This is a genomic window from Solwaraspora sp. WMMD406, assembly GCF_029626025.1.
Taxonomy (GTDB): domain Bacteria; phylum Actinomycetota; class Actinomycetes; order Mycobacteriales; family Micromonosporaceae; genus Micromonospora_E.
This window is the reverse complement of sequence record NZ_JARUBF010000001.1, coordinates 6,598,409-6,615,554: the sequence shown is the minus strand read 5'-3', so window position 1 is coordinate 6,615,554 and position 17,146 is coordinate 6,598,409. Positions and strand designations below refer to the sequence as shown.

Sequence of the window (17,146 nt, the reverse complement as noted above, 5' to 3'; positions counted from 1 at the left end):
AGTCGGTCCGATCCACGTATCCCGATCGAGTCGTGATCAACCGGGGGCGCGGTGTGCGAGGATCGCCGCATGACGACGACGGTGATCACGGTCGCGCCGACCGGTGCCGAATCAGCCAAGAGCGACGTGCCGGGGTTGCCGGTCACGCTCGACGAACTGGTGCACACGGCGGCGGAATGCGCCGCTCTCGGCGCGTCCGTGATCCACGTCCACGTCCGAGACGACGACGCCGCGCCCACCCTCGATCCGGGTCGGCTGCGGGCGACCGTGGCGGCGTTGCGGCAGCGGACCGACCTGATCGTGCAGCTGTCCACCGGCGGGGCGGTGACCGACTCGGAGGACGACCGGCTCGCCGTCCTCGACGCCGGTCCGGACATGGCTTCCTGCACCATGGGGACGGTCAACTTCGGTGACGACGTCTTCCTCAACCGGTGGGAGTTCATCATCGAGCTGCACACCCGGATGCAGGATCGCGGCATCGTGCCGGAATACGAGATCTTCGACCTGGGTCAGTTGGCCGCGTTGCAGCGGCTGCTGTCCCGGTACGGGCTGCCGGCCGGCGGACACGTACACGTCGACCTGGTGATGGGGGTGCCGGGCGGGATGCCGGGCACCATCGACGCGCTGGCGGCCTGCCGACAGGCGCTGCGGGACCTGCCGGCGGCAACCACGTTCTCGGCCACCGGGATCGGCCGGTCCAGTGTGCCGGTGATGCTCGCCGCGTTGTCCGGCGGCGGCCACCTGCGGGTCGGCATGGAGGACACGCTCAACTACGCCAAGGGGCAGCCTGTCGAGTCGAACATGCAGTTGGTCGCCCGCGCGGTGAGCCTGGCCCAGCTGGCGCAACGTCCGGCGGCGACGGTGCGCCAGGCGCGGGAGCTGCTCGGGGTGGGTGTCGGGTGACCGGAGCAGCCGTCACCGACCCGTTGGTCCGGCGACCCTACGCCGGTGGTGTCCCGCTGGTGGAGGTGGTCCGATCCGGCCTGCGGGAGGGCATCCACCACGGGTCCCTGGTGGTGCTGGACGCCAGCGGGGCGGTACGCGGGTCCGCTGGCGACGTCACCGCGCCGGTCTTTCCCCGCTCGGCCAACAAGCCGATGCAGGCGGCCGGGATGCTCCGCGGCGGGCTGCGGCTGGCCGATCCGGCCGATCTGGCCGTGGTCTGCGCCAGCCATTACGGGGAAGAAGCGCATCTGGCCCGGATCGCCGCGCTGTTGCGTGCCGCCGGGCTGACCGAGGCGGCGTTGCGCTGCCCGCCGGATCTGCCGATCGGTGCCGACGCGGCGGCGGCCGTGCTGCGGGCCGGTGGCGGACCGACCCGGTTGCAGATGAACTGTTCCGGCAAGCACGCCGGGATGCTGGTGACCTGTCGGGCGGCCGGCTGGCCGTTGGAGGAGTACTGGCATCCGGAGCATCCGTTGCAGGAACGGATCCGGGCCACCGTCGAGGAGTTCGCGGGCGAGCCGGCCGGCGCGGTCGGCGTCGACGGCTGCGGTGCCCCGGTGCTGGCGTTGTCGTTGACCGGCCTGGCCCGGGCGTTTCTCCGGCTGGTCACCGGGTCTGCGGGGTCGGTGGAGCGGACGGTGGCGGACGCGATGCGCGGCTATCCGGAACTGATGTCCGGCACCGGCGCGGTGGACGCCCGGTTGATGCGGGCGGTGCCCGGCCTGCTGGCCAAGAGCGGTGCCGAGGGTGTCCTCGCGGTGGCGGTGGCCGACGTCGGCGCGATCGCGGTCAAGATCGACGACGGTGGTGCGCGGGGCACGGTCCCCCCGGTGGTCGCGGCACTGCGCCGGTTGGGCGTGACCGACGACGAATCGGCCGCCCCGGCCCTGGCCGAGCTGGCGGAGCCGGCGGTGCTCGGCGGCGGCCAGCCGGTCGGGGCACTGCGCGCGCTGCCGTTCGGCTGAGCCTGGTTCCGTCGGTGCCGGCGGCGAGCCCGTTTGGTCGATGTGGGGGAGTCCCTCGCGGTACGGTGTCAGGCCGTCGTGGCCAGGAACTCGCGCACCGCGACGTTGACCGGGTCGGGGCATTCCAACGGGAGCAGATGGGCGGCGCCGGGCACGTTCGGCAGCCGCCGGGCGGCGGGGATCTCCGCCGCCAACCGGTCGGCCAACAGGTGGATGTCCGGTAGGTCCAGCGCTCCGGCGGCGACCAGCACCGGTACGGCGATCTCCGGTAGCCGGGCGGCGGCAGGTGGGTCGAGTTCGTGTTGGGTGACGCCGCCGAGGGCGGCTTCGGCGGCGAGCGCCCGGCGATCCATTTCCAGGGCCAGGGTGAGCAGTGCCGGGTCGACGTCCGCTGCTCGCCGTCCCGGACCGACCACCCAGAACCGGACCTCGGCCCGGGCCATCGCGTCGAGGTCGGTCGGATCGACCTCGCCGACCAGGTCGACCCAGAGTCGCTCGGACGCCTCGGACCAGTCGTGTCCGGACAACGCCGATCCGAACAGGGCGAGCGAGGTCACCCGGTCGGGGTGGGCGAGGGCGGTGTCGATCGCCACCGCACCGCCGAACGAGCAGCCGATCAGCGCGGCGCGGTCGATGTCGAGTGCGTCGAGCAGGCCGATGACGTCGTCGTGGTGGGCGAACGGAGCCGACGGCAGCTCGGATTCGCCGTACCCGCGCAGGTCCATCGCGATCAGTCGGTGGCGGTCGCGCAGGGCTGGGATCTGGCGTCGCCACATCCGACGGTCGGCGATCCCGGCGTGGAGCAGCAGGACCGGTGGTCCGGATCCCTCGTCGTCGTAGCTGAGTGTCGCGTCGCCTACCCGGATGGAAGTCATCGCGGGGAGCTTAGGTGCCCGCTGATACGGCGGGCTACCACTTTTCGGTGACCCTGCTAACTCCCGCAAGCAAACGCTAGCAGTTGCAAGCGCCAGGGGTTACCGTCGAGGCATGTCCACACCCAAGGACCTCCCTCGCGACATCGGGGGCTTCATCCGCGACCTGCGGCACAACGCACGGATATCGCTGCGTCAACTCGCCGAACAGGCCGGGGTCAGCAATCCGTACCTGAGTCAGGTCGAGCGGGGCCTGCGCAAGCCCAGCGCCGAGGTGCTCCAGCAGTTGGCGAGCGCGCTGCGGGTCTCCACGCCGGTGATGTACCTGCGGGCCGGCCTGCTCGACGACAAGGACGGCCAGGGCGTGCTCGCCGCGATCGCCGCCGACCACGAGCTGACGATGGCCCAGAAGCAGTCGCTGAGCCAGATCTACGAGACCTTCCGCCGGGAGAACGCCCGGCACGGCGACGCCGCCGGGACGCCCGGTGACGCGAGCGAGCCGACCACCGGTACGGCCACCGCCGGCACTCCCGGTACTCTCGACTCTGGCGCTCCCGGCACCGATGCGTCCGCCGCCGAGATCGTCGATTCGGCAGACCCCGACACCGCTGAGGGACAGGCTCTGCGGTCGGTCGCGGTCACCGAAGCCGGCGCCGCCCCGCCGCCCACCCCCGGTGCCGCCGAACAGTCCGAGTCCGGACCGGCCGGACCAGTGGACCCGTCAGCCCCGACCACGGCGAAGACCAGTTCCCGGCGCCGTACGCCCCGCGCCGGGACGACCGAGCAGGCCGCACCGCCGGCCGCCGAGGAGGAGAACCGATGAGCCAGCCGAAGCCCAAGACAAGTCGTATTCCCGCACCGATCTACGCCGTCGCCGGAGCCGGTGACCTGGCGTACCAGAAGCTGCGCAAGCTGCCGGTGGCCATGACCCAGCTGACCGGCCGGGCCAGCCTGACCACGACCGGCATCCGGGACAAGGCCGTGCAGGGCACCGCCGAACTGCGGGAGCGGGCCGCCAGCCGGGCCGACCTGGACCGGCTGCGCGTCATCGCGTCGCGCAACCGGGACGCGGTGCTCGCCGGAGCCCAGACCGCCGGACAGCGGGCGGTGCGGCTCTACGGCACGCTGGTCGCGCACGGCGAGCGGGTCGTCGGCACCGGTGTGGTCCGGGCCGCCGACACCGTGAACGCTGACATGGAGGCCACCGAGGCGCCAGCTCAGGTAGCCGCCACCCCGACGGCGTCGGCCGCCGCAACCGCCGCCGCCACCAACGGCGCGACGGTCGACGGCGCGACCAGCGCCGACCTAACCGCCGACCTCAGCACCACCGATGCCGGCGGCACCGACACCGGCAGCACCGACGCTGGCCCGGCCAAGCCGGCGAAGCGCAACCGACCCTCGGCCACGTAGGTCGAGTGACCGCACGCCCCGGATGCAGGTGGCACGCATCCGGGGCGTGCGGCATAAGCTTTGTCCATGGGCTCTGCAGCGCCGATCTTCTACAACGACGTCCGGTACGTACTTGACCTGGCCGTGTTCGTCTTCGCACTCGTGGTCCAGGCCGTCGCCCTGGTGCACTGTGTCACCCAGCGGTCGGACGCGTTCCCCGCCATCGGCACCCTGCCCAAGGGTGCGTGGCTGGCGATCCTCGGCGTCTGTCTCCTACTCACCCTGCTGTTCCAGGTCAGTCTTTTCGGCCTGATCGGGATCGCCGCCGGTCTGGTCTACCTGCTGGACGTACGGGTCGGGTTGCGTGACATCACCGACGGCAAAGGCTCCTGGTGAGGGATTTCCGTTGGCCGCCACCTCCTGACGGCGGCCCACGCACCTACGGTCCGGGTCCGTCGGCTCCCCGGACCGGGCGGCCGGCGCTGCCGGAACCGGAGACCGAGGTGGTGGCCACCCCGCACGGGGTGCGGCTGGAACGGCTGATCACCGGCTCCGGTGAACCGGGGACGGTGTTCGCGCACGGGCTCGCGCACGGCATCGCCACCACCCGACCACTGGGTAGCGGCGTGGCCGGCCGGAAGATCTTCTTCCAGTTCCGTGGCCACGGCCGGTCGGACGCGCCCGCCGGCCCGTGGAGCTACCCCGATCTCGCCCGGGACCTGCGGGCGGTCGCCGACCTGTCCGGTGCCCGTCGGGCCGTCGGGATGAGCCTGGGCGCCGGTGCGCTCGGCCGGCTGCTGGTCGAGAGTCCCGAACGATTCGACCGGGTGGTCTTCTTCCTGCCGGCGGTGTTCGACACCATCCGGCCGGCGTCGACCCGGCACCGGCTCGCCGAACTGGTCACGGCGGTCACCGAGGGCGACGTCTCCGGGGTGGCCGAGGTGATCGCCGCGGAGACTCCCGTGCAGGTCCGCAACACGCCGGCCGCGTGGGCCTACCTGCGTACCCGGATCGACCAGCTGCTGCGCGACGGACTCGCCGCCGAACTGGTCGACCTGGCCGGCGCGGTTCCGATCCCGAAACCCGCCGCGCTGCGTGCCGTCACCGCCCGCGCCCTGGTGATCGCCGCCCAGGGAGACGACCTGCACCCCGTGGAGGTCGCCGAACGGCTCGCCGCCGCGCTGCCGGACGCCACCCTGCACGTGTACGACCGGCCGGGCGTGCTGTGGAACCATCGGACCGACCTGCGACAGCGGGTGTCCGGCTTCCTCAACGACCCGGATTGACCTCAGCCCGGCCCTTGGCGCGACGTCGACGCCGGCCTCGCCGAGCAGACGCCGGTCTCCGGCAGGTCCAGCGCTACGGCGCGAGCGGCCGTCCCGTCCCCGGCCAGGGCGGCGGTGATCGAGCGGACCTGCTCGTATCCGGTGGCCAGCAGGAACGTCGGCGCCCGGCCGTAGCTCTTCATGCCGACCAGGTAGTAGCCCGGCTCCGGCTGGGTCAACTCGTCCACGCCGTGCGGCCGTACGGTGCCGCAGGAGTGCTCGTTCGGGTCGATCAGCGGGGCCAGCAGCCGGGTGCAGCCGAGCGCCGGGTCCAGGTCGAGCCGCAGCTCGTCGGCGATCCGGTGGTCGGGTCGGAAGCCGGTGGCCGACACGATCAGGTCGGCGGTCAGCGTTCGGCCGTCGGCCGCGACGACCTCGACGCCCGCGTCATCGCCGCCGCCGCCGACGGCGCCGCTGCCCGGCTCGCCGCCGACGGCGCCGCTGCCCGGCTCGCCGCCGACGGCGCCGCTGCCCGGCTCGCCGCCGGCACCGCCGTCGTCGCCACGACCGTCCAGGACCCGGACCGCGTGTACGGCGAACCCGGTGACCAGCGCGACCCGGCCGGACTCCACAAGCGACCGCAGCCCGGTGCCGAGTTCACCACGGCCGGGGAGTGCGTCCGCGTCGCCGCCGCCGACCGCCCGGTCGATCGACGTGCCCCGGACGGCCCAGGTGAGCCGGGTACCCGGCTCCTGTCCGGCGAGTTCGGCGAGGGCGAGCAGGGTGTTCGCGGCGGAGTGCCCGGCGCCGACCACCACGGTGTGCCGGCCGGCGTACTCGGCCCGGTCGGCACCGAGCACGTCGGGCAGGGCGGAACTGATCAGGTGTGCTGCCTGCGGTTCACCGTGGGCGGGCAGTCCGTTGCCGCCGAGGACGTTCGGCGTGCCCCAGGTGCCGGTCGCGTCGATGATCGCGCCAGCGTTCAGCTCCGTACCGTCGGCCAGTCGGACCACGAAGGGCGTCTGCTCCCGGCCGGCGGTGCGGACCCGGTCCATGCCGGCGCGGCCGATCGCGACCACCCGCGCGCCGTAGCGGATCCGCGCGGCAAGGGCGGGCAGCTTCGCCAGCGGTTCGAGGTAGTCGCCGACGAGTTCGGCGCCGGTGGGCAGGTTCTCGGGGTCCGGCGCGGCCCAGCCGGCGGTGTCCAGAAGTCGCCGGGCGGCGGCGTCGACGTCGTAGCGCCAGGGGGAGAATAGCCGGACGTGACCCCATTGGCGTACGGCCGCGCCGACGCTGTCGCCGGCCTCCAGCACGAGGGCGGGTAGCCGGCGTTCGTGCAGGTGGGCGGCGGCGGCCAGGCCGACCGGGCCGGCGCCGATGACGACGACCGGTAGTTCTTCGGTGATCATGGATCCCCTCTTGGACGGGCACGCGTTGTCTTGATGATCGTCGAACTAGCATCACGATGCCGGTTGATTCGACGACAGTCAAGTTCGACACTTGTCGAATCAGTCGGCGTGGACGTCAGGTACTAGGCTTCCGCCTCGTGGAAGAACAAGGCGGGGTGTTCCGCTCGTTCGTCGACGGTGTGCGGCTGTTCCTGCGTGGCTTCGTCACGTACGCCCGCAACCCCAGGATGGTGCTGCTCGGCCTGATCCCCGCGGTGATCTCGGGCGCGCTCTTCGTCGCCGCCTTCATCGGCTGGGTCAACGTCGTGGTCGACGTCGCCGGCTGGCTCACCCCGTTCGCCGACGGCTGGTCGGCGGGCCCGCAGGAGGCGGTACGCGGCGCCGTCGCGATCGCCCTGCTGGCCCTCGGCGGTCTGCTCGGCGTGCTCACCTTCACCGCTGTGACGCTGTTCGTCGGTGACCCGTTCTACGAGAAGATCTCCGAGTGGGTCGAGGAACGCCACGGCGGTGTGCCCAACGCTGTCGACGTGCCCTGGTGGCGGTCGCTGTGGCACAGCCTGCTCGACTCGTCCCGGCTGATCGCGTTCGGCGTGTTGATCGGGATCCCGCTGTTCATCTTCGGTTTCGTCCCGATCGTCGGTCAGATCGTGGTGCCGGTGCTGGCCGCTCTCTTCGGTGGCTGGCGGCTCGCCCTGGAGCTGGTCGGCTCCGCCTTCTACCGGCGAGGCCTGCGGCTGCCCGATCGGCGGGCGGCGCTGCGGACCAACCGCCCCCGGGCGATCGGCTTCGGTGTGGCGGTCTTCTGCTGTTGCCTGATCCCACTCGGCGCTGTCCTGATCATGCCGGCGGCGGTGGCCGGCGCGACCCTGCTCGCCCGTCAGTCGCTCGGCCAGCCGACCGGCGGTCCGCTGCCGGGCGGGCAGCCGACCGGAGGCCAGCCGACCGGAGGCCAGCCGACCGGAGGCCAGTCATCGGTCGGCTGACCGTCGGTCAGCGGCTGGCGGTCTGGGCGGCGTCGCGGACCTCGCCGACCAGCTCCTCGATCACGTCCTCCAACGCGGCCAGTCCGGTCAACCGTCCGTCGGCGTTCACCACCCGGGCCAGGTGCGCGCCCTGCTGCTGCATCACGGTGAGCGTGTCCCGCATCGGCTGGGCGGCCCGCACTGTGACCAGCGGCCGGATCAGATGGGCGTCGACCGGCTGGTCGCGGTCGGTCGCCGGCGCGCCGAGCACGTCCTTGACGTGCACATAGCCGGTCACCGTCGAGTCGCCGTCGACGACCGGGAACCGGGAGTAGCCGGTGTCCGCGCAGCGCCGCTCCAACTCGACCGGGGTGCTGCTCGCCGGCACCGTGATCAGCGAGTCCAGCGGGATCGCCACCCTCGCGGTCGGCTGATCGCTGAACGCCAGCGCCCCGGTCAGCAGCCGGTGTTCGTGCTCGTCGATCAGGCCCTCGCGGCGGGACTGGGCGATGAACCCGGAGACTTCCTCCCGGGTGAACGCGGAGGTCACCTCGTCTTTGGGCTGGACCCGCAGCAGCCGCAGCACGATGTTCGCCATCTGGTTGAGCAGCCAGATCAGCGGCCGCAGGACGGTGACGACGCCGTACAGCACCGGGCCGAGGGCCATCGCGGAGCGCTCCGGACCGGCGAGTGCGATGTTCTTCGGGACCATCTCGCCGATCACCATGTGCAGGAAGACCACGATCGCCAGCGCGATGGCGAACGCGATCGGATGCACCAGCGCGTCCGGCACCCCCAGCGCGGCGAACCCCGGCTCCATCAGGTGCGCCACGGCCGGCTCGCCGATCGCGCCGAGGCCGAGTGAACAGACGGTGATGCCGAGTTGGGCACCGGCCATCATCAGCGACACGTTCTCCATCGCCCGCAGGGTGAGCCGGGCCAGCCGGGAACCGGCGGCGGCCCGGGGCTCGATCTGTGTCCGGCGGGCGGAGATCAGCGCGAACTCGGCGCCGACGAAGAAGGCGTTGCCGGCGAGCAGCAGCACGCCGATGAGAATCGCCACGCCGTCGCTCATGATCCGGTTCCGTTCGATTCGCGGCGGGTGTGTCCGGTGCCGGCACCGGCACCGGCGGTCGCGTTGGTGCGGCGCAGCAGCAGCCGGTCGACCCGGCGGCCGTCGACCCGGGTCACGGTCAGTTCCACCGGTACGGGCATCGGCAGCCCGTCGCTGTCCGGGTGCTCCCGGTCGTCGGCGGTCACGGTGACGGTGTCGCCGACCCGGGGCAGCCGGCCGAGTTCCTCGATGATCACCCCGCCGAGGGTGTCGGAGATCCGGCCCTCCGGCAGGTCGAGCCCGGTCAACCGGGCCGCCTCGTCGGGGCGCAGCAGGCCGGAAAGCTGCCACGAACCGTCCGCCACCTGCTGGTGTCGGCCGGTCGGGCGGTCCTGCTCGTCGGCGATCTCACCGACGATCTCCTCGACCAGGTCCTCCAGGGTGACGATGCCGGCGGTGCCGCCGTACTCGTCGACCACCACCGCCATCTGCAGCCCTTGGCCGCGCAGCGTGGCGAGCAGCGGGTCCAGCTCGGCGGTCTCCGGGACCTCGGGCAACTCGACCATGACCGAGCGGACCGGCCGGCTGTCGCGCCGCTCGGCCGGTACGGCGAGGGCGTGCTTGAAGTGCACCGCTCCGAGCACCTCGTCGACGCCGTCACCGGTCACCGGGAACCGTGCGTGGCCGGTCGCGGCGGCCAGCCGCAGGACCTCGGCGATGGGCGCGTCGGCGGCGACGAACCGTACCCGGGGTCGGGGGGTCATCACGTCGGCGGCGGTCCGCTCGCCGAAGTCGATCGACCGGGAGACCAGTTCGGCGGTCTCCGCGTCCAGGGTGCCTTCCTCGCCGGAGCGGCTGACCAGCGACGCCAGCTCCTGTGGCGTACGGGCGGAGGCGAGTTCCTCGGTCGGCTCGATGCCGAGCGCCCGCAGGATCCGGTTCGCCGTACCGTTGAGGAACCGGATCAGCGGCCCGGCGGCGGTGGTGAAGCCGCGCTGGGCTCCGGCGACGACCCGGCCGACCCGCAGGGGTTCGGCGATCGCCCAGTTCTTCGGCACCAGCTCGCCGAAGATCATCTGGAAGCCGGTGGCCAGGATCAGCGCGAGGGTCAGCGAGATCGCGGTGGTCGCGCCGTCGGGCAGGCCGGTGAGTCCGAGCGGGCCGCGCAGCAGGGTGGCCAGCGACGGCTCGGCCAGGAAGCCGACGACCAGGCTGGTCACGGTGATGCCGAGCTGAGCCCCGGACAGTTGGGTCGACAGGGTCCGTAGGCCGCGCAGCAGGCTGGCCGAGCGACGGTCACCGGCGGCGGCCTGCCGCTCCACAGTTGCCCGGTCGACCGTGACGAACGCGAACTCGGCGGCTACGAAGAGCGCGTTGGCGGCGATCAGCAGCACCGCGACGCCCAGCAGTATCCATTCCATCACCGCCTCGCCGCGGGGTCGTGAGCGGCGGGGCGGCCCGGACTGGGAGGGTCGCTGGTAGTCGGCATGGTTCTCAGCATAGACAGGCAGGCGTCGCGGCAACCTGCGAGTTTACTGAGAGACTCAACGAGAAGTGTTCGCAAAATTACTTTGCGTATCTGATATCTGGTGTTCAGGAACCTCTCAGGGTGTCCCGCTAGCATCGTCGACAACCCCGGTTCCAAAATAGACATATCTGATCATCTTGTGCGGCAACGATCAGCGTGCTCCGGGGAACGCGCCAGCGTACCGCCAGGGAGAGATAGTTACGTGGTCTTCAAACGGATGCTCCGCGCCTTCGGAGTCGGCGGGCCGAGTGTCGACACCATCTTGTCCAACCCCAGCACCCGGCCCGGTCTGAACCTGGTCGGCCAGGTCGACATCACCGGCGGCGACCATGAGGTGGAGATCGACCAGATCACCGTCGCACTGGTCACCCGGGTCGAGATGGAGACCGACGACGAAGAATACGACGGTACGGTCGAGTTCCACCGGGTGCCGGTCTGCGGCGAGTTTCGGCTGGCCGCCGGCCAGCACCTGTCGCTGCCGTTCGAGATCGACGTGCCCTGGGAAACCCCGGTCACCGATGTGTACGGTCAGCGGCTGCCCGGCATGACGATGGGCCTACGTACCAAGATCTGGGTACGCGGTGCCATCGATCCCGGCGACCTCGATGACGTGCACGTCTACCCCCTGCCGGTGCAGGAACGGATCCTGGAGGCGTTCGCCGCGCTCGGCCTACCGTTCACCGGGGCCGACCTGGAGCACGGCCAGTTGGCCGGTGCGCCCCAGACGATGCCGTTCTATCAGGAGATCGAGTACGGGTCGTCGCCACGGTATCCGGGGGTCAGTCAGATCGAACTGACGTTCGTCGCCGACCCGCACGGGGTGACCGTGGTCCTGGAGTTCGACAAGAAGTCCGGACTGTTCACCCCCGGCCACGACTCGTACGGCCACTATCGGATCGCGCACGCGGACGCGGAGAGCATCGACTGGATCAGCCTGGTGGACTCGTGGCTGCGGCAGTCGCTGGAACAGCGGCACGCACTGCTCGGCGGGTACGGCGGACACCACGATGGCCACCACGGTGAGCACGAGGACCGTGGCTCCGGAATGGGTGGTGTGGTCGCCGGTGCCGTCGGTGGTGCCGCGCTCGGGTTCGGTGCCGGGATGCTCGCCGAGCAGGCGTTCGATGCGTTCGGCGACGACGACCAGGGCGGCGAGCCGGAGGAAGAAGAGCCGGAGGAAGGGCCGGAGGAAGAAGGGCCGGAGGAAGAAGAGCCGGAAGAGTGACAGCCGCCCTCGTCGGGCGCCGCGCCATGAGCCAACCAGACCGTAGACCAACCGAGCGGTAGACCAACCGCGCGGTGGACAGATCGACGGCCCGGCCCGGCATGGGCCGGGTCATGCCCCGACCCGTAAGGAGAACAGACAGAAATGCCGGTCACCGCTGACCTGACCACCCTGGTCGACAAGGCCTACCAGGACAAGTCCCTGACCGAGATCGTGGCCGCGCCGGTCGCCGCGCTCAAGGGGGTGAGCGAGAGCGACGCCAAGCTGCTCAAGGACGCCTTCGGCATCGTCACCGTCGGCGACCTCGGCCGCAACCCGTACTTCCGGACCGCGCAGGCGTTGGTGAACCTCGGCGGCGAGTAACCGGACACGTCGGAGACGGCGAGTAGCCGAGCACATCGGACGGCATCCGGCCGGGTGGGGAACTCCCCACCCGGCCGGATTGTTTCGTCAAGATGACGCAGCCTCTTGACCTCCGATCCTGTTAACGCTAACACTTATCGAATCGATGACGATGAGTGTGAAGGGTGACGACCATGAGACGACCGCGATCCACGGCCAGCTGGCTGGCGGCGGCAACCACCATCCTGCTGACCGCCACGACCACCGCTGTCATCGCCGCCCCGGCCGCACTCGCGGCGGTCCCACCCACCGCCCAGTTCACCAACCCGATCGCCGAGCAGCGCGCCGACCCGCACGTCCACCGGCACACCGACGGCTACTACTACTTCGTCGCCACCGTCCCCGAGTACGACCGGATCGTCATGCGCCGAGCCACCACCTTGCAGGGCCTGGCCAGCGCCAGTGAACGAGTCATCTGGCGCAAGCACGCCACCGGCGAGATGGGCGCGCACATCTGGGCACCTGAGCTGCACTTCATCGACGGCAAGTGGTACATCCACTTCGCCGCCGGCCGGGCCGACGACATCTGGGCCATCCGCCCGTACGTGCTGGAATCCTCCGCCGCCAACCCGCTCGACGGACCATGGATCGAACGCGGCCAGATCCAGCCGCCCCGCAACAGCTTCTCGCTGGACGCCACCACCTTCGTCCACAACGGAGTGCGCTACCTGGCCTGGGCCGAGTACGCCGGCAACAACTCCAACATCTACCTGGCCCGGATGGTCAACCCGTGGACCTACACCGGTACCCCGGTCATGATCAGCACCCCGACGTACGCCTGGGAGACCCGCGGCTACCGGGTCAACGAAGGCGCGGCGGTGATCATCCGCAATGGGCGGGTCTTCATGACCTACTCGGCCAGCGCCACCGACGCCAACTACGCCGTCGGGCTGCTCACCGCCCCGGCCGGCAGCAACCTGCTGAACGCGTCGTCGTGGACCAAGAGCCCCAACCCGGTGCTGGCCAGCAACAGCCGTACGGGCCAGTGGGGGCCGGGGCACAACTCGTTCACCGTCGCCGAGGACGGCAGCGACGTGATCGTCTACCACTCCCGCAACTACGAACGCTACCTCGGCAACGGCTACGACCCGCTCAACGACCCGAATCGGCGTACCCGGGTGCAGAAGATCTACTGGAACGCCGACGGCACACCGAACTTCGGCGTACCGGTGCCGGACGGCCGCACCCCGATCCGGCTCGCCGCCCACGACCAGCCCGACCGCTACCTGCGGCACTGGGAGTACCGGGTCCGGCTGGAAGCGAACGTTGCTAATTTGGCCGACTCGCAGTTCCGGGTCGTGCCCGGGCTGGCCAACTCGGCCGGCATCTCGCTGGAGTCGACCAACTTCCCCGGCTACTACCTGCGGCACCGCAACCACCAGATCTGGGTGGAGGCCAACGACGGGTCCAACCTGTTCCGGCAGGACGCCACGTTCATGGCCCGCTCCGGGCTGGCCGACGCCGGCAAACTGTCGCTGGAGTCGGTCAACTTCCCCGGCCAGTACGTCCGCCACCGCGACGGCCTGCTCTACCTGGAAGCCGTACCGGATACCGCCGGCCGCGCCTCGGCCACCTTCGCCGTCAGCTGACCTGACCTGACCGACCGACCGCGCCCCACGCCCGGCACCGCACGACAGCCCGCCACCGGCTGGGCGTACGGTGCCGGATGTGGCACAAGCGGAGATCTACGTCAGCACGGACGTCGAGGCGGACGGACCCATTCCCGGCCCGCACTCGATGTTGAGCTTCGCCTCGGCGGCGTACACGGCGGGCAAGGAATTGGTCGGCACGTTCAGCGCCAACCTGGTCACCCTGCCCGATGCGACCGGAGCCCCGCAGACCATGGCGTGGTGGGAGACGCAGCCGGAGGCGTGGGCGGCGTGCCGGGCCGACCAGCAGGAACCGGCGGCGGCGATGGCCCGCTACAGCGAGTGGCTGGCCCAGCTGCCGGGGCGGCCGGTGTTCATCGGCTACCCGGCGGCGTACGACTTCATGTTCGTCTACTGGTACCTGATCCGCTTCACCGGATCGAGTCCGTTCTCCCACTCGGCGCTGGACATCAAGACGTACGCCATGGCGCTGCTGGGCACCGGCTACCGGACGACGTCGAAGCGGACCATGCCCCGCGAGTGGTTCGGCGACCACCCGCACGAGCATGTCGCCCTGGACGACGCGATCGAGCAGGGTGCCCTGTTCTGCGCGATGCTCGCCGCCAACCCCGCGACTCACTGAGACAACGCGAGCCCGGGTAACTCCAGGAGGCGTTCACATCGCGTCTCTGTCGCTGGTCGGCGTATTGCCATCGTCGACGATGCCGTCCCAATCCCGGTCGATGGACATGAGTTCCTGGACCGCGGCCAGTCGGCCCCCGCGTTCGGCGACTATGCGCAGCGCCTCGTGAATCGTCTCCTCCTTGGTGCTGGTGCCGAGTTCACGACGGGCGCGGTCCAGTAATTCCTCGTCCAGGTCGATGACGGTTTTCCGCTGGTCCGGCATGCGCCTCAGTCTATGGTTAGCGCACCACCACGGGTTGGTCGTCCGGTCCCACACCGAGGTGAGGCTGGTCCACGTCTCGATCGACGGGTGACGTGGATGAGCCTCACCTCGCGGACGACGGTGCGGTCAAACCTGGGTGGTGCGCTACGGAGGTAACCCAGTGCGACGAGCTGTGTGGCTGCTCGACGTCGACGGAGTCGTCAACGTGACCCGCCCCGGCTGGGGCGCGGCGCCGCGCAACGGCACCGCACACGTCGGCGCGGTCGAATACCGGCTGCGGTGGGCGCCGGCGCTGATCGACCGCATCCGGTCGATGCACCGCGCCGGCGCGGTCGAGATCCGCTGGTGCAGCACCTGGTGCGTCGAGGCGGACCAGGTGGAGCGTCTCTTCGGCCTGCCTCGTCTCGGACGCAGCTGGACCCACGAGATGTCCACGTCGACCGCTGCGGTGGCGAAGCTCGCTGCCGCACGGGAGGTCGTCGCGCAGGGACAGCCGCTGATCTGGACCGACGACGCCGAGACGCCAACCAGCGGACCTGTGCACGAGGAACTCACCGCCAGCGGGCGTGCCCTGCTGATCGCTCCGCTGCCGAATCGTGGGCTCCAACCGGAGCACCTGGATCAGATCGAAGCGTTCGCAGCGAGCGCGGCTGCCGGCTCGGACACCGAGGGCGCCGACGCGCTGCGAGTCGCCCGCCGGCTGCTCGGCGACCAGGCGGGCTAGCGGCGTCGGTCAATGATGATCGTGCTGGCGGCGGTCGTCGTCAGTCGTGACGCAACGGCTCGCCGCTGTTGACGTGGAAGTGCAGGTGTTTGGAGTCCTGGTATGCGCCGAGGTTGGTCAGGACGCGAGCCGCGCCGTGTTCGGCGCTGACCTGTGCCGCGATATCGCGGACGACGGCCAGGACTTGATGAACCTCGGAGATGTCGGCGTCACCCAGGTCCACCAGCGACGGGATATGGCGTTTCGGGATGACGACGATATGGACGGGCCAGAAAGGCCGGGTGTGGTGGAAGGCGAGCACGTGGGCCGTTTCGGCCACGACCTGGACCGGGGTGTTGCCGCTGAGCGCCTGTTCGCAGTAGAAGTCATCGGTCATCGGACCGATGATAATGGTGTCCATAGAGGCTTATTCAGCAGGCCTCCGACCCGCTACAGTAGACCCCCAATAAAAGGACGATCCGCTCTTCCGTAGGATGGAGTTACCACACAACATCACAAAGAAAAGCGGACCGCCGAACATGTATCATACCACTGGCTTCACCACGGACCAGATCCGCGACCTCTGCGTGCTGGTCCGAGCGGAATGCCAGGATCTGGATGTGGAGCCGTGGCCCCCGGTCCTTGGTCTCTACCGCGCTGTCGTCGTCGCGTTGACCTACATGCGTCGCAACCGCGTCCAAGCGGAGATCGCCGAAGCACACGGCGTCTCCCAGCCGACGATCTCGCGAGCGGTCACCGGCATCACCCCGGTCCTCGATCGCGTGCTGACGGAGTTCGTACCGACAGCCGACGACCTCAGCCCGACCGACCAGTACATCGTCGACGGCACCCTGCTTCCCTGCTGGTCATGGCGCACGCACCGCTGTCTGTACTCCGGCAAGCACAAGACCACGGGCATGAGCGTCCAGGTCGCCTGCACCCTCGACGGCGCGCTCGCCTGGATCTCCGATCCCGTCACCGGCAACCACCACGACTCGTACGCGATCAACGACACCGGGGTCCTCGTCACCCTGAATCCCGGAGACTGGATCGGTGACAAGGGCTACGTCGGCAACGGCATGATCACCCCGTACAAGAAGCCCAAAGGTGGCGAGCTCGCGGAATGGCAGAAGGAATACAACAGGCAGGTCAACAAGATCCGCTGGGTTGTGGAACAGGTCGTCGCGAACCTGAAGACATGGCGGATCCTGCACACCGACTACCGCAGACCGCTCGCGACCTTCACAGAAACGATCTCCTGTGTTATCGGGTTGCACTTCTACAGGATGGCCTGTGAATAGACCTCATAGACGATCATGGGTATGTGGCTGACGACGTCTGGCGATCAGTGATAGCCCGACGGTGTGACGCTGGCCGCGTGGCTGCTCTGCCAGCGGCGCAAGGCGTCCTTGATCCGGTCGTTCTGTTCGTAGGTGCGGTCCAGTTCGGCGTAGAGGATGCCGAGGTCGTGGGCGACGCGGTCGAGGAACGCGGCGACGTCGGCCGGGTCGAGGCCGCGTCCGTGGGAGCGCCGGCTGGCGGTGCGAAAGTGCTGGCTGCGGACCTGCCAGGGCCGAATCGGACGGTACGCGGCCGGTCGCTGGTTACGGTGGTTTCCGGGTACGCGGTACACGCCGCTGCCGCTCGGCCATTGGTGTGGTGGGGTCGACGCCATCCGCCGCCGTTGCCACCGGACGCGCCACCGTCGCCACAGTTCTCGCATCACATTTCCTCCCTCGGACATCAGACGGCTATGGAAGGGGTGGCCCTGCCGTTTGCCGATCGGCAGGGCCACCCCGCCCCAATCACCGCAGCCCTCATCGGCGGTACGGCAACCAGGGCAGTCATCGATTTCACGACACAACGATCCGTCAGGTGATCGGCCCGGGACGCGTGCGTACGCCATTTCGGTGGTGCTTGCGGGAACGCGG

20 protein-coding genes are annotated in these 17,146 nt (G+C 70.1%); 13 read left to right on the top strand and 7 right to left on the bottom strand.

All coding sequences use genetic code 11. The features are described 5' to 3' along the window. Window positions 1-69 precede the first annotated feature (69 nt). Window positions 70-903, top strand: a complete 834-nt coding sequence (locus tag O7632_RS29650; RefSeq protein ID WP_278119103.1) for a 3-keto-5-aminohexanoate cleavage protein — start codon at window positions 70-72, stop codon at window positions 901-903. Then, on the top strand, window positions 900-1,910 hold the full coding sequence (locus tag O7632_RS29645; protein ID WP_278119102.1) for an asparaginase: 1,011 nt from the start codon (window positions 900-902) through the stop codon (window positions 1,908-1,910). Before O7632_RS29650 ends, O7632_RS29645 begins: the two co-directional genes overlap by 4 nt. Before the next feature lie 68 nt (window positions 1,911-1,978). Here the strand turns inward: O7632_RS29645 and O7632_RS29640 are convergent, their stop codons facing one another. Then, window positions 1,979-2,785: an alpha/beta hydrolase gene (locus O7632_RS29640; RefSeq protein WP_278119101.1), complete on the bottom strand. Its 807-nt coding sequence runs from the start codon at window positions 2,783-2,785 to the stop codon at window positions 1,979-1,981. Between the two features lie 112 nt (window positions 2,786-2,897). On the opposite strand from O7632_RS29640, the gene O7632_RS29635 reads away from it, so the two are divergent. The 4 genes from O7632_RS29635 (at window position 2,898) to O7632_RS29620 (ending at window position 5,457) form a co-directional block, all read left to right on the top strand. Next, window positions 2,898-3,605: a helix-turn-helix transcriptional regulator gene (locus O7632_RS29635; RefSeq protein WP_278119100.1), complete on the top strand. Its 708-nt coding sequence runs from the start codon at window positions 2,898-2,900 to the stop codon at window positions 3,603-3,605. Then, window positions 3,602-4,192 carry a hypothetical protein gene (locus O7632_RS29630; RefSeq protein WP_278119099.1) on the top strand — a complete coding sequence of 197 codons (591 nt, stop codon included), beginning with the start codon at window positions 3,602-3,604 and terminating at the stop codon, window positions 4,190-4,192. Before O7632_RS29635 ends, O7632_RS29630 begins: the two co-directional genes overlap by 4 nt. A 66-nt stretch (window positions 4,193-4,258) precedes the next feature. After that, window positions 4,259-4,567: a DUF2516 family protein gene (locus O7632_RS29625; protein WP_278119098.1), complete on the top strand. Its 309-nt coding sequence runs from the start codon at window positions 4,259-4,261 to the stop codon at window positions 4,565-4,567. After that, the gene (locus O7632_RS29620) at window positions 4,564-5,457 is read left to right on the top strand and encodes an alpha/beta hydrolase (protein ID WP_278119096.1); all 894 of its coding nucleotides are present in this window, start codon (window positions 4,564-4,566) and stop codon (window positions 5,455-5,457) included. Before O7632_RS29625 ends, O7632_RS29620 begins: the two co-directional genes overlap by 4 nt. A gap of 2 nt (window positions 5,458-5,459) precedes the next feature. Here the strand turns inward: O7632_RS29620 and O7632_RS29615 are convergent, their stop codons facing one another. After that, entirely contained in the window at window positions 5,460-6,845 is a 1,386-nt protein-coding gene (locus tag O7632_RS29615; RefSeq protein WP_278119094.1) for an NAD(P)-binding domain-containing protein, read from the bottom strand. Between the two features lie 137 nt (window positions 6,846-6,982). Between O7632_RS29615 and O7632_RS29610 the strand changes: the two genes are divergently transcribed. After that, complete coding sequence (locus tag O7632_RS29610; RefSeq protein WP_278119092.1) at window positions 6,983-7,828, top strand: EI24 domain-containing protein; 846 nt, start codon at window positions 6,983-6,985, stop codon at window positions 7,826-7,828. Window positions 7,829-7,835: 7 nt separating this feature from the next. Here the strand turns inward: O7632_RS29610 and O7632_RS29605 are convergent, their stop codons facing one another. Together O7632_RS29605 and O7632_RS29600 are read right to left on the bottom strand one after the other, a co-directional pair. Beyond that, window positions 7,836-8,882 (bottom strand): hemolysin family protein, encoded by a 1,047-nt coding sequence (locus O7632_RS29605; protein WP_278119090.1) that lies wholly within the window; start codon window positions 8,880-8,882, stop codon window positions 7,836-7,838. After that, complete coding sequence (locus O7632_RS29600; RefSeq protein ID WP_278119088.1) at window positions 8,879-10,282, bottom strand: hemolysin family protein; 1,404 nt, start codon at window positions 10,280-10,282, stop codon at window positions 8,879-8,881. The genes O7632_RS29605 and O7632_RS29600 overlap by 4 nt, the downstream gene beginning before the upstream one ends. A 309-nt stretch (window positions 10,283-10,591) precedes the next feature. On the opposite strand from O7632_RS29600, the gene O7632_RS29595 reads away from it, so the two are divergent. The 4 genes from O7632_RS29595 to O7632_RS29580 all read left to right on the top strand — a co-directional run bounded on the left by O7632_RS29595 (window position 10,592) and on the right by O7632_RS29580 (window position 14,248). After that, entirely contained in the window at window positions 10,592-11,614 is a 1,023-nt protein-coding gene (locus O7632_RS29595) for a sporulation protein (RefSeq protein WP_278119087.1), read from the top strand. Window positions 11,615-11,758: 144 nt separating this feature from the next. After that, on the top strand, window positions 11,759-11,977 hold the full coding sequence (locus O7632_RS29590) for a hypothetical protein (protein WP_278119086.1): 219 nt from the start codon (window positions 11,759-11,761) through the stop codon (window positions 11,975-11,977). Between the two features lie 173 nt (window positions 11,978-12,150). Further along, complete coding sequence (locus tag O7632_RS29585; protein WP_278119085.1) at window positions 12,151-13,605, top strand: family 43 glycosylhydrolase; 1,455 nt, start codon at window positions 12,151-12,153, stop codon at window positions 13,603-13,605. A gap of 79 nt (window positions 13,606-13,684) precedes the next feature. Then, on the top strand, window positions 13,685-14,248 hold the full coding sequence (locus O7632_RS29580) for an exonuclease (protein WP_278119083.1): 564 nt from the start codon (window positions 13,685-13,687) through the stop codon (window positions 14,246-14,248). 33 nt (window positions 14,249-14,281) lie between these two features. Here O7632_RS29580 and O7632_RS29575 read toward each other — a convergent pair whose 3' ends face one another. Next, complete coding sequence (locus tag O7632_RS29575; protein ID WP_278119082.1) at window positions 14,282-14,512, bottom strand: type II toxin-antitoxin system VapB family antitoxin; 231 nt, start codon at window positions 14,510-14,512, stop codon at window positions 14,282-14,284. 160 nt (window positions 14,513-14,672) lie between these two features. Between O7632_RS29575 and O7632_RS29570 the strand changes: the two genes are divergently transcribed. Further along, window positions 14,673-15,236, top strand: a complete 564-nt coding sequence (locus O7632_RS29570; RefSeq protein WP_278119080.1) for a hypothetical protein — start codon at window positions 14,673-14,675, stop codon at window positions 15,234-15,236. A 40-nt stretch (window positions 15,237-15,276) separates the two neighbouring features. Here the strand turns inward: O7632_RS29570 and O7632_RS29565 are convergent, their stop codons facing one another. After that, the gene (locus O7632_RS29565; protein WP_278119079.1) at window positions 15,277-15,612 is read right to left on the bottom strand and encodes an HIT domain-containing protein; all 336 of its coding nucleotides are present in this window, start codon (window positions 15,610-15,612) and stop codon (window positions 15,277-15,279) included. 142 nt (window positions 15,613-15,754) lie between these two features. Here O7632_RS29565 and O7632_RS29560 point away from each other — a divergent pair, with 142 nt between their 5' ends. Continuing rightward, a complete protein-coding gene (locus O7632_RS29560) occupies window positions 15,755-16,516 on the top strand; it encodes a transposase family protein (RefSeq protein ID WP_278111118.1) in 762 nt (253 codons plus the stop codon). Window positions 16,517-16,560: 44 nt separating this feature from the next. Here O7632_RS29560 and O7632_RS29555 read toward each other — a convergent pair whose 3' ends face one another. Next, window positions 16,561-16,938 carry a DivIVA domain-containing protein gene (locus tag O7632_RS29555; protein WP_278119078.1) on the bottom strand — a complete coding sequence of 126 codons (378 nt, stop codon included), beginning with the start codon at window positions 16,936-16,938 and terminating at the stop codon, window positions 16,561-16,563. Window positions 16,939-17,146: the final 208 nt, after the last annotated feature.

Excerpts from the sequence above, each read along its gene's own strand:
- O7632_RS29575 (WP_278119082.1), bottom strand. The coding sequence starts at position 14,512 with ATGCCGGACCAGCGGAAAACCGTCATCGACCTGGACGAGGAATTACTG.
- O7632_RS29590 (WP_278119086.1), top strand. The coding sequence starts at position 11,759 with ATGCCGGTCACCGCTGACCTGACCACCCTGGTCGACAAGGCCTACCAG.
- O7632_RS29640 (WP_278119101.1), bottom strand. The coding sequence starts at position 2,785 with ATGACTTCCATCCGGGTAGGCGACGCGACACTCAGCTACGACGACGAG.
- O7632_RS29615 (WP_278119094.1), bottom strand. The coding sequence starts at position 6,845 with ATGATCACCGAAGAACTACCGGTCGTCGTCATCGGCGCCGGCCCGGTC.
- O7632_RS29635 (WP_278119100.1), top strand. The coding sequence starts at position 2,898 with ATGTCCACACCCAAGGACCTCCCTCGCGACATCGGGGGCTTCATCCGC.
- O7632_RS29565 (WP_278119079.1), bottom strand. The coding sequence starts at position 15,612 with ATGACCGATGACTTCTACTGCGAACAGGCGCTCAGCGGCAACACCCCG.
- O7632_RS29650 (WP_278119103.1), top strand. The coding sequence starts at position 70 with ATGACGACGACGGTGATCACGGTCGCGCCGACCGGTGCCGAATCAGCC.
- O7632_RS29585 (WP_278119085.1), top strand. The coding sequence starts at position 12,151 with ATGAGACGACCGCGATCCACGGCCAGCTGGCTGGCGGCGGCAACCACC.
- O7632_RS29600 (WP_278119088.1), bottom strand. The coding sequence starts at position 10,282 with ATGGAATGGATACTGCTGGGCGTCGCGGTGCTGCTGATCGCCGCCAAC.
- O7632_RS29555 (WP_278119078.1), bottom strand. The coding sequence starts at position 16,938 with ATGCGAGAACTGTGGCGACGGTGGCGCGTCCGGTGGCAACGGCGGCGG.
- O7632_RS29605 (WP_278119090.1), bottom strand. The coding sequence starts at position 8,882 with ATGAGCGACGGCGTGGCGATTCTCATCGGCGTGCTGCTGCTCGCCGGC.
- O7632_RS29630 (WP_278119099.1), top strand. The coding sequence starts at position 3,602 with ATGAGCCAGCCGAAGCCCAAGACAAGTCGTATTCCCGCACCGATCTAC.
- O7632_RS29560 (WP_278111118.1), top strand. The coding sequence starts at position 15,755 with ATGTATCATACCACTGGCTTCACCACGGACCAGATCCGCGACCTCTGC.
- O7632_RS29625 (WP_278119098.1), top strand. The coding sequence starts at position 4,259 with ATGGGCTCTGCAGCGCCGATCTTCTACAACGACGTCCGGTACGTACTT.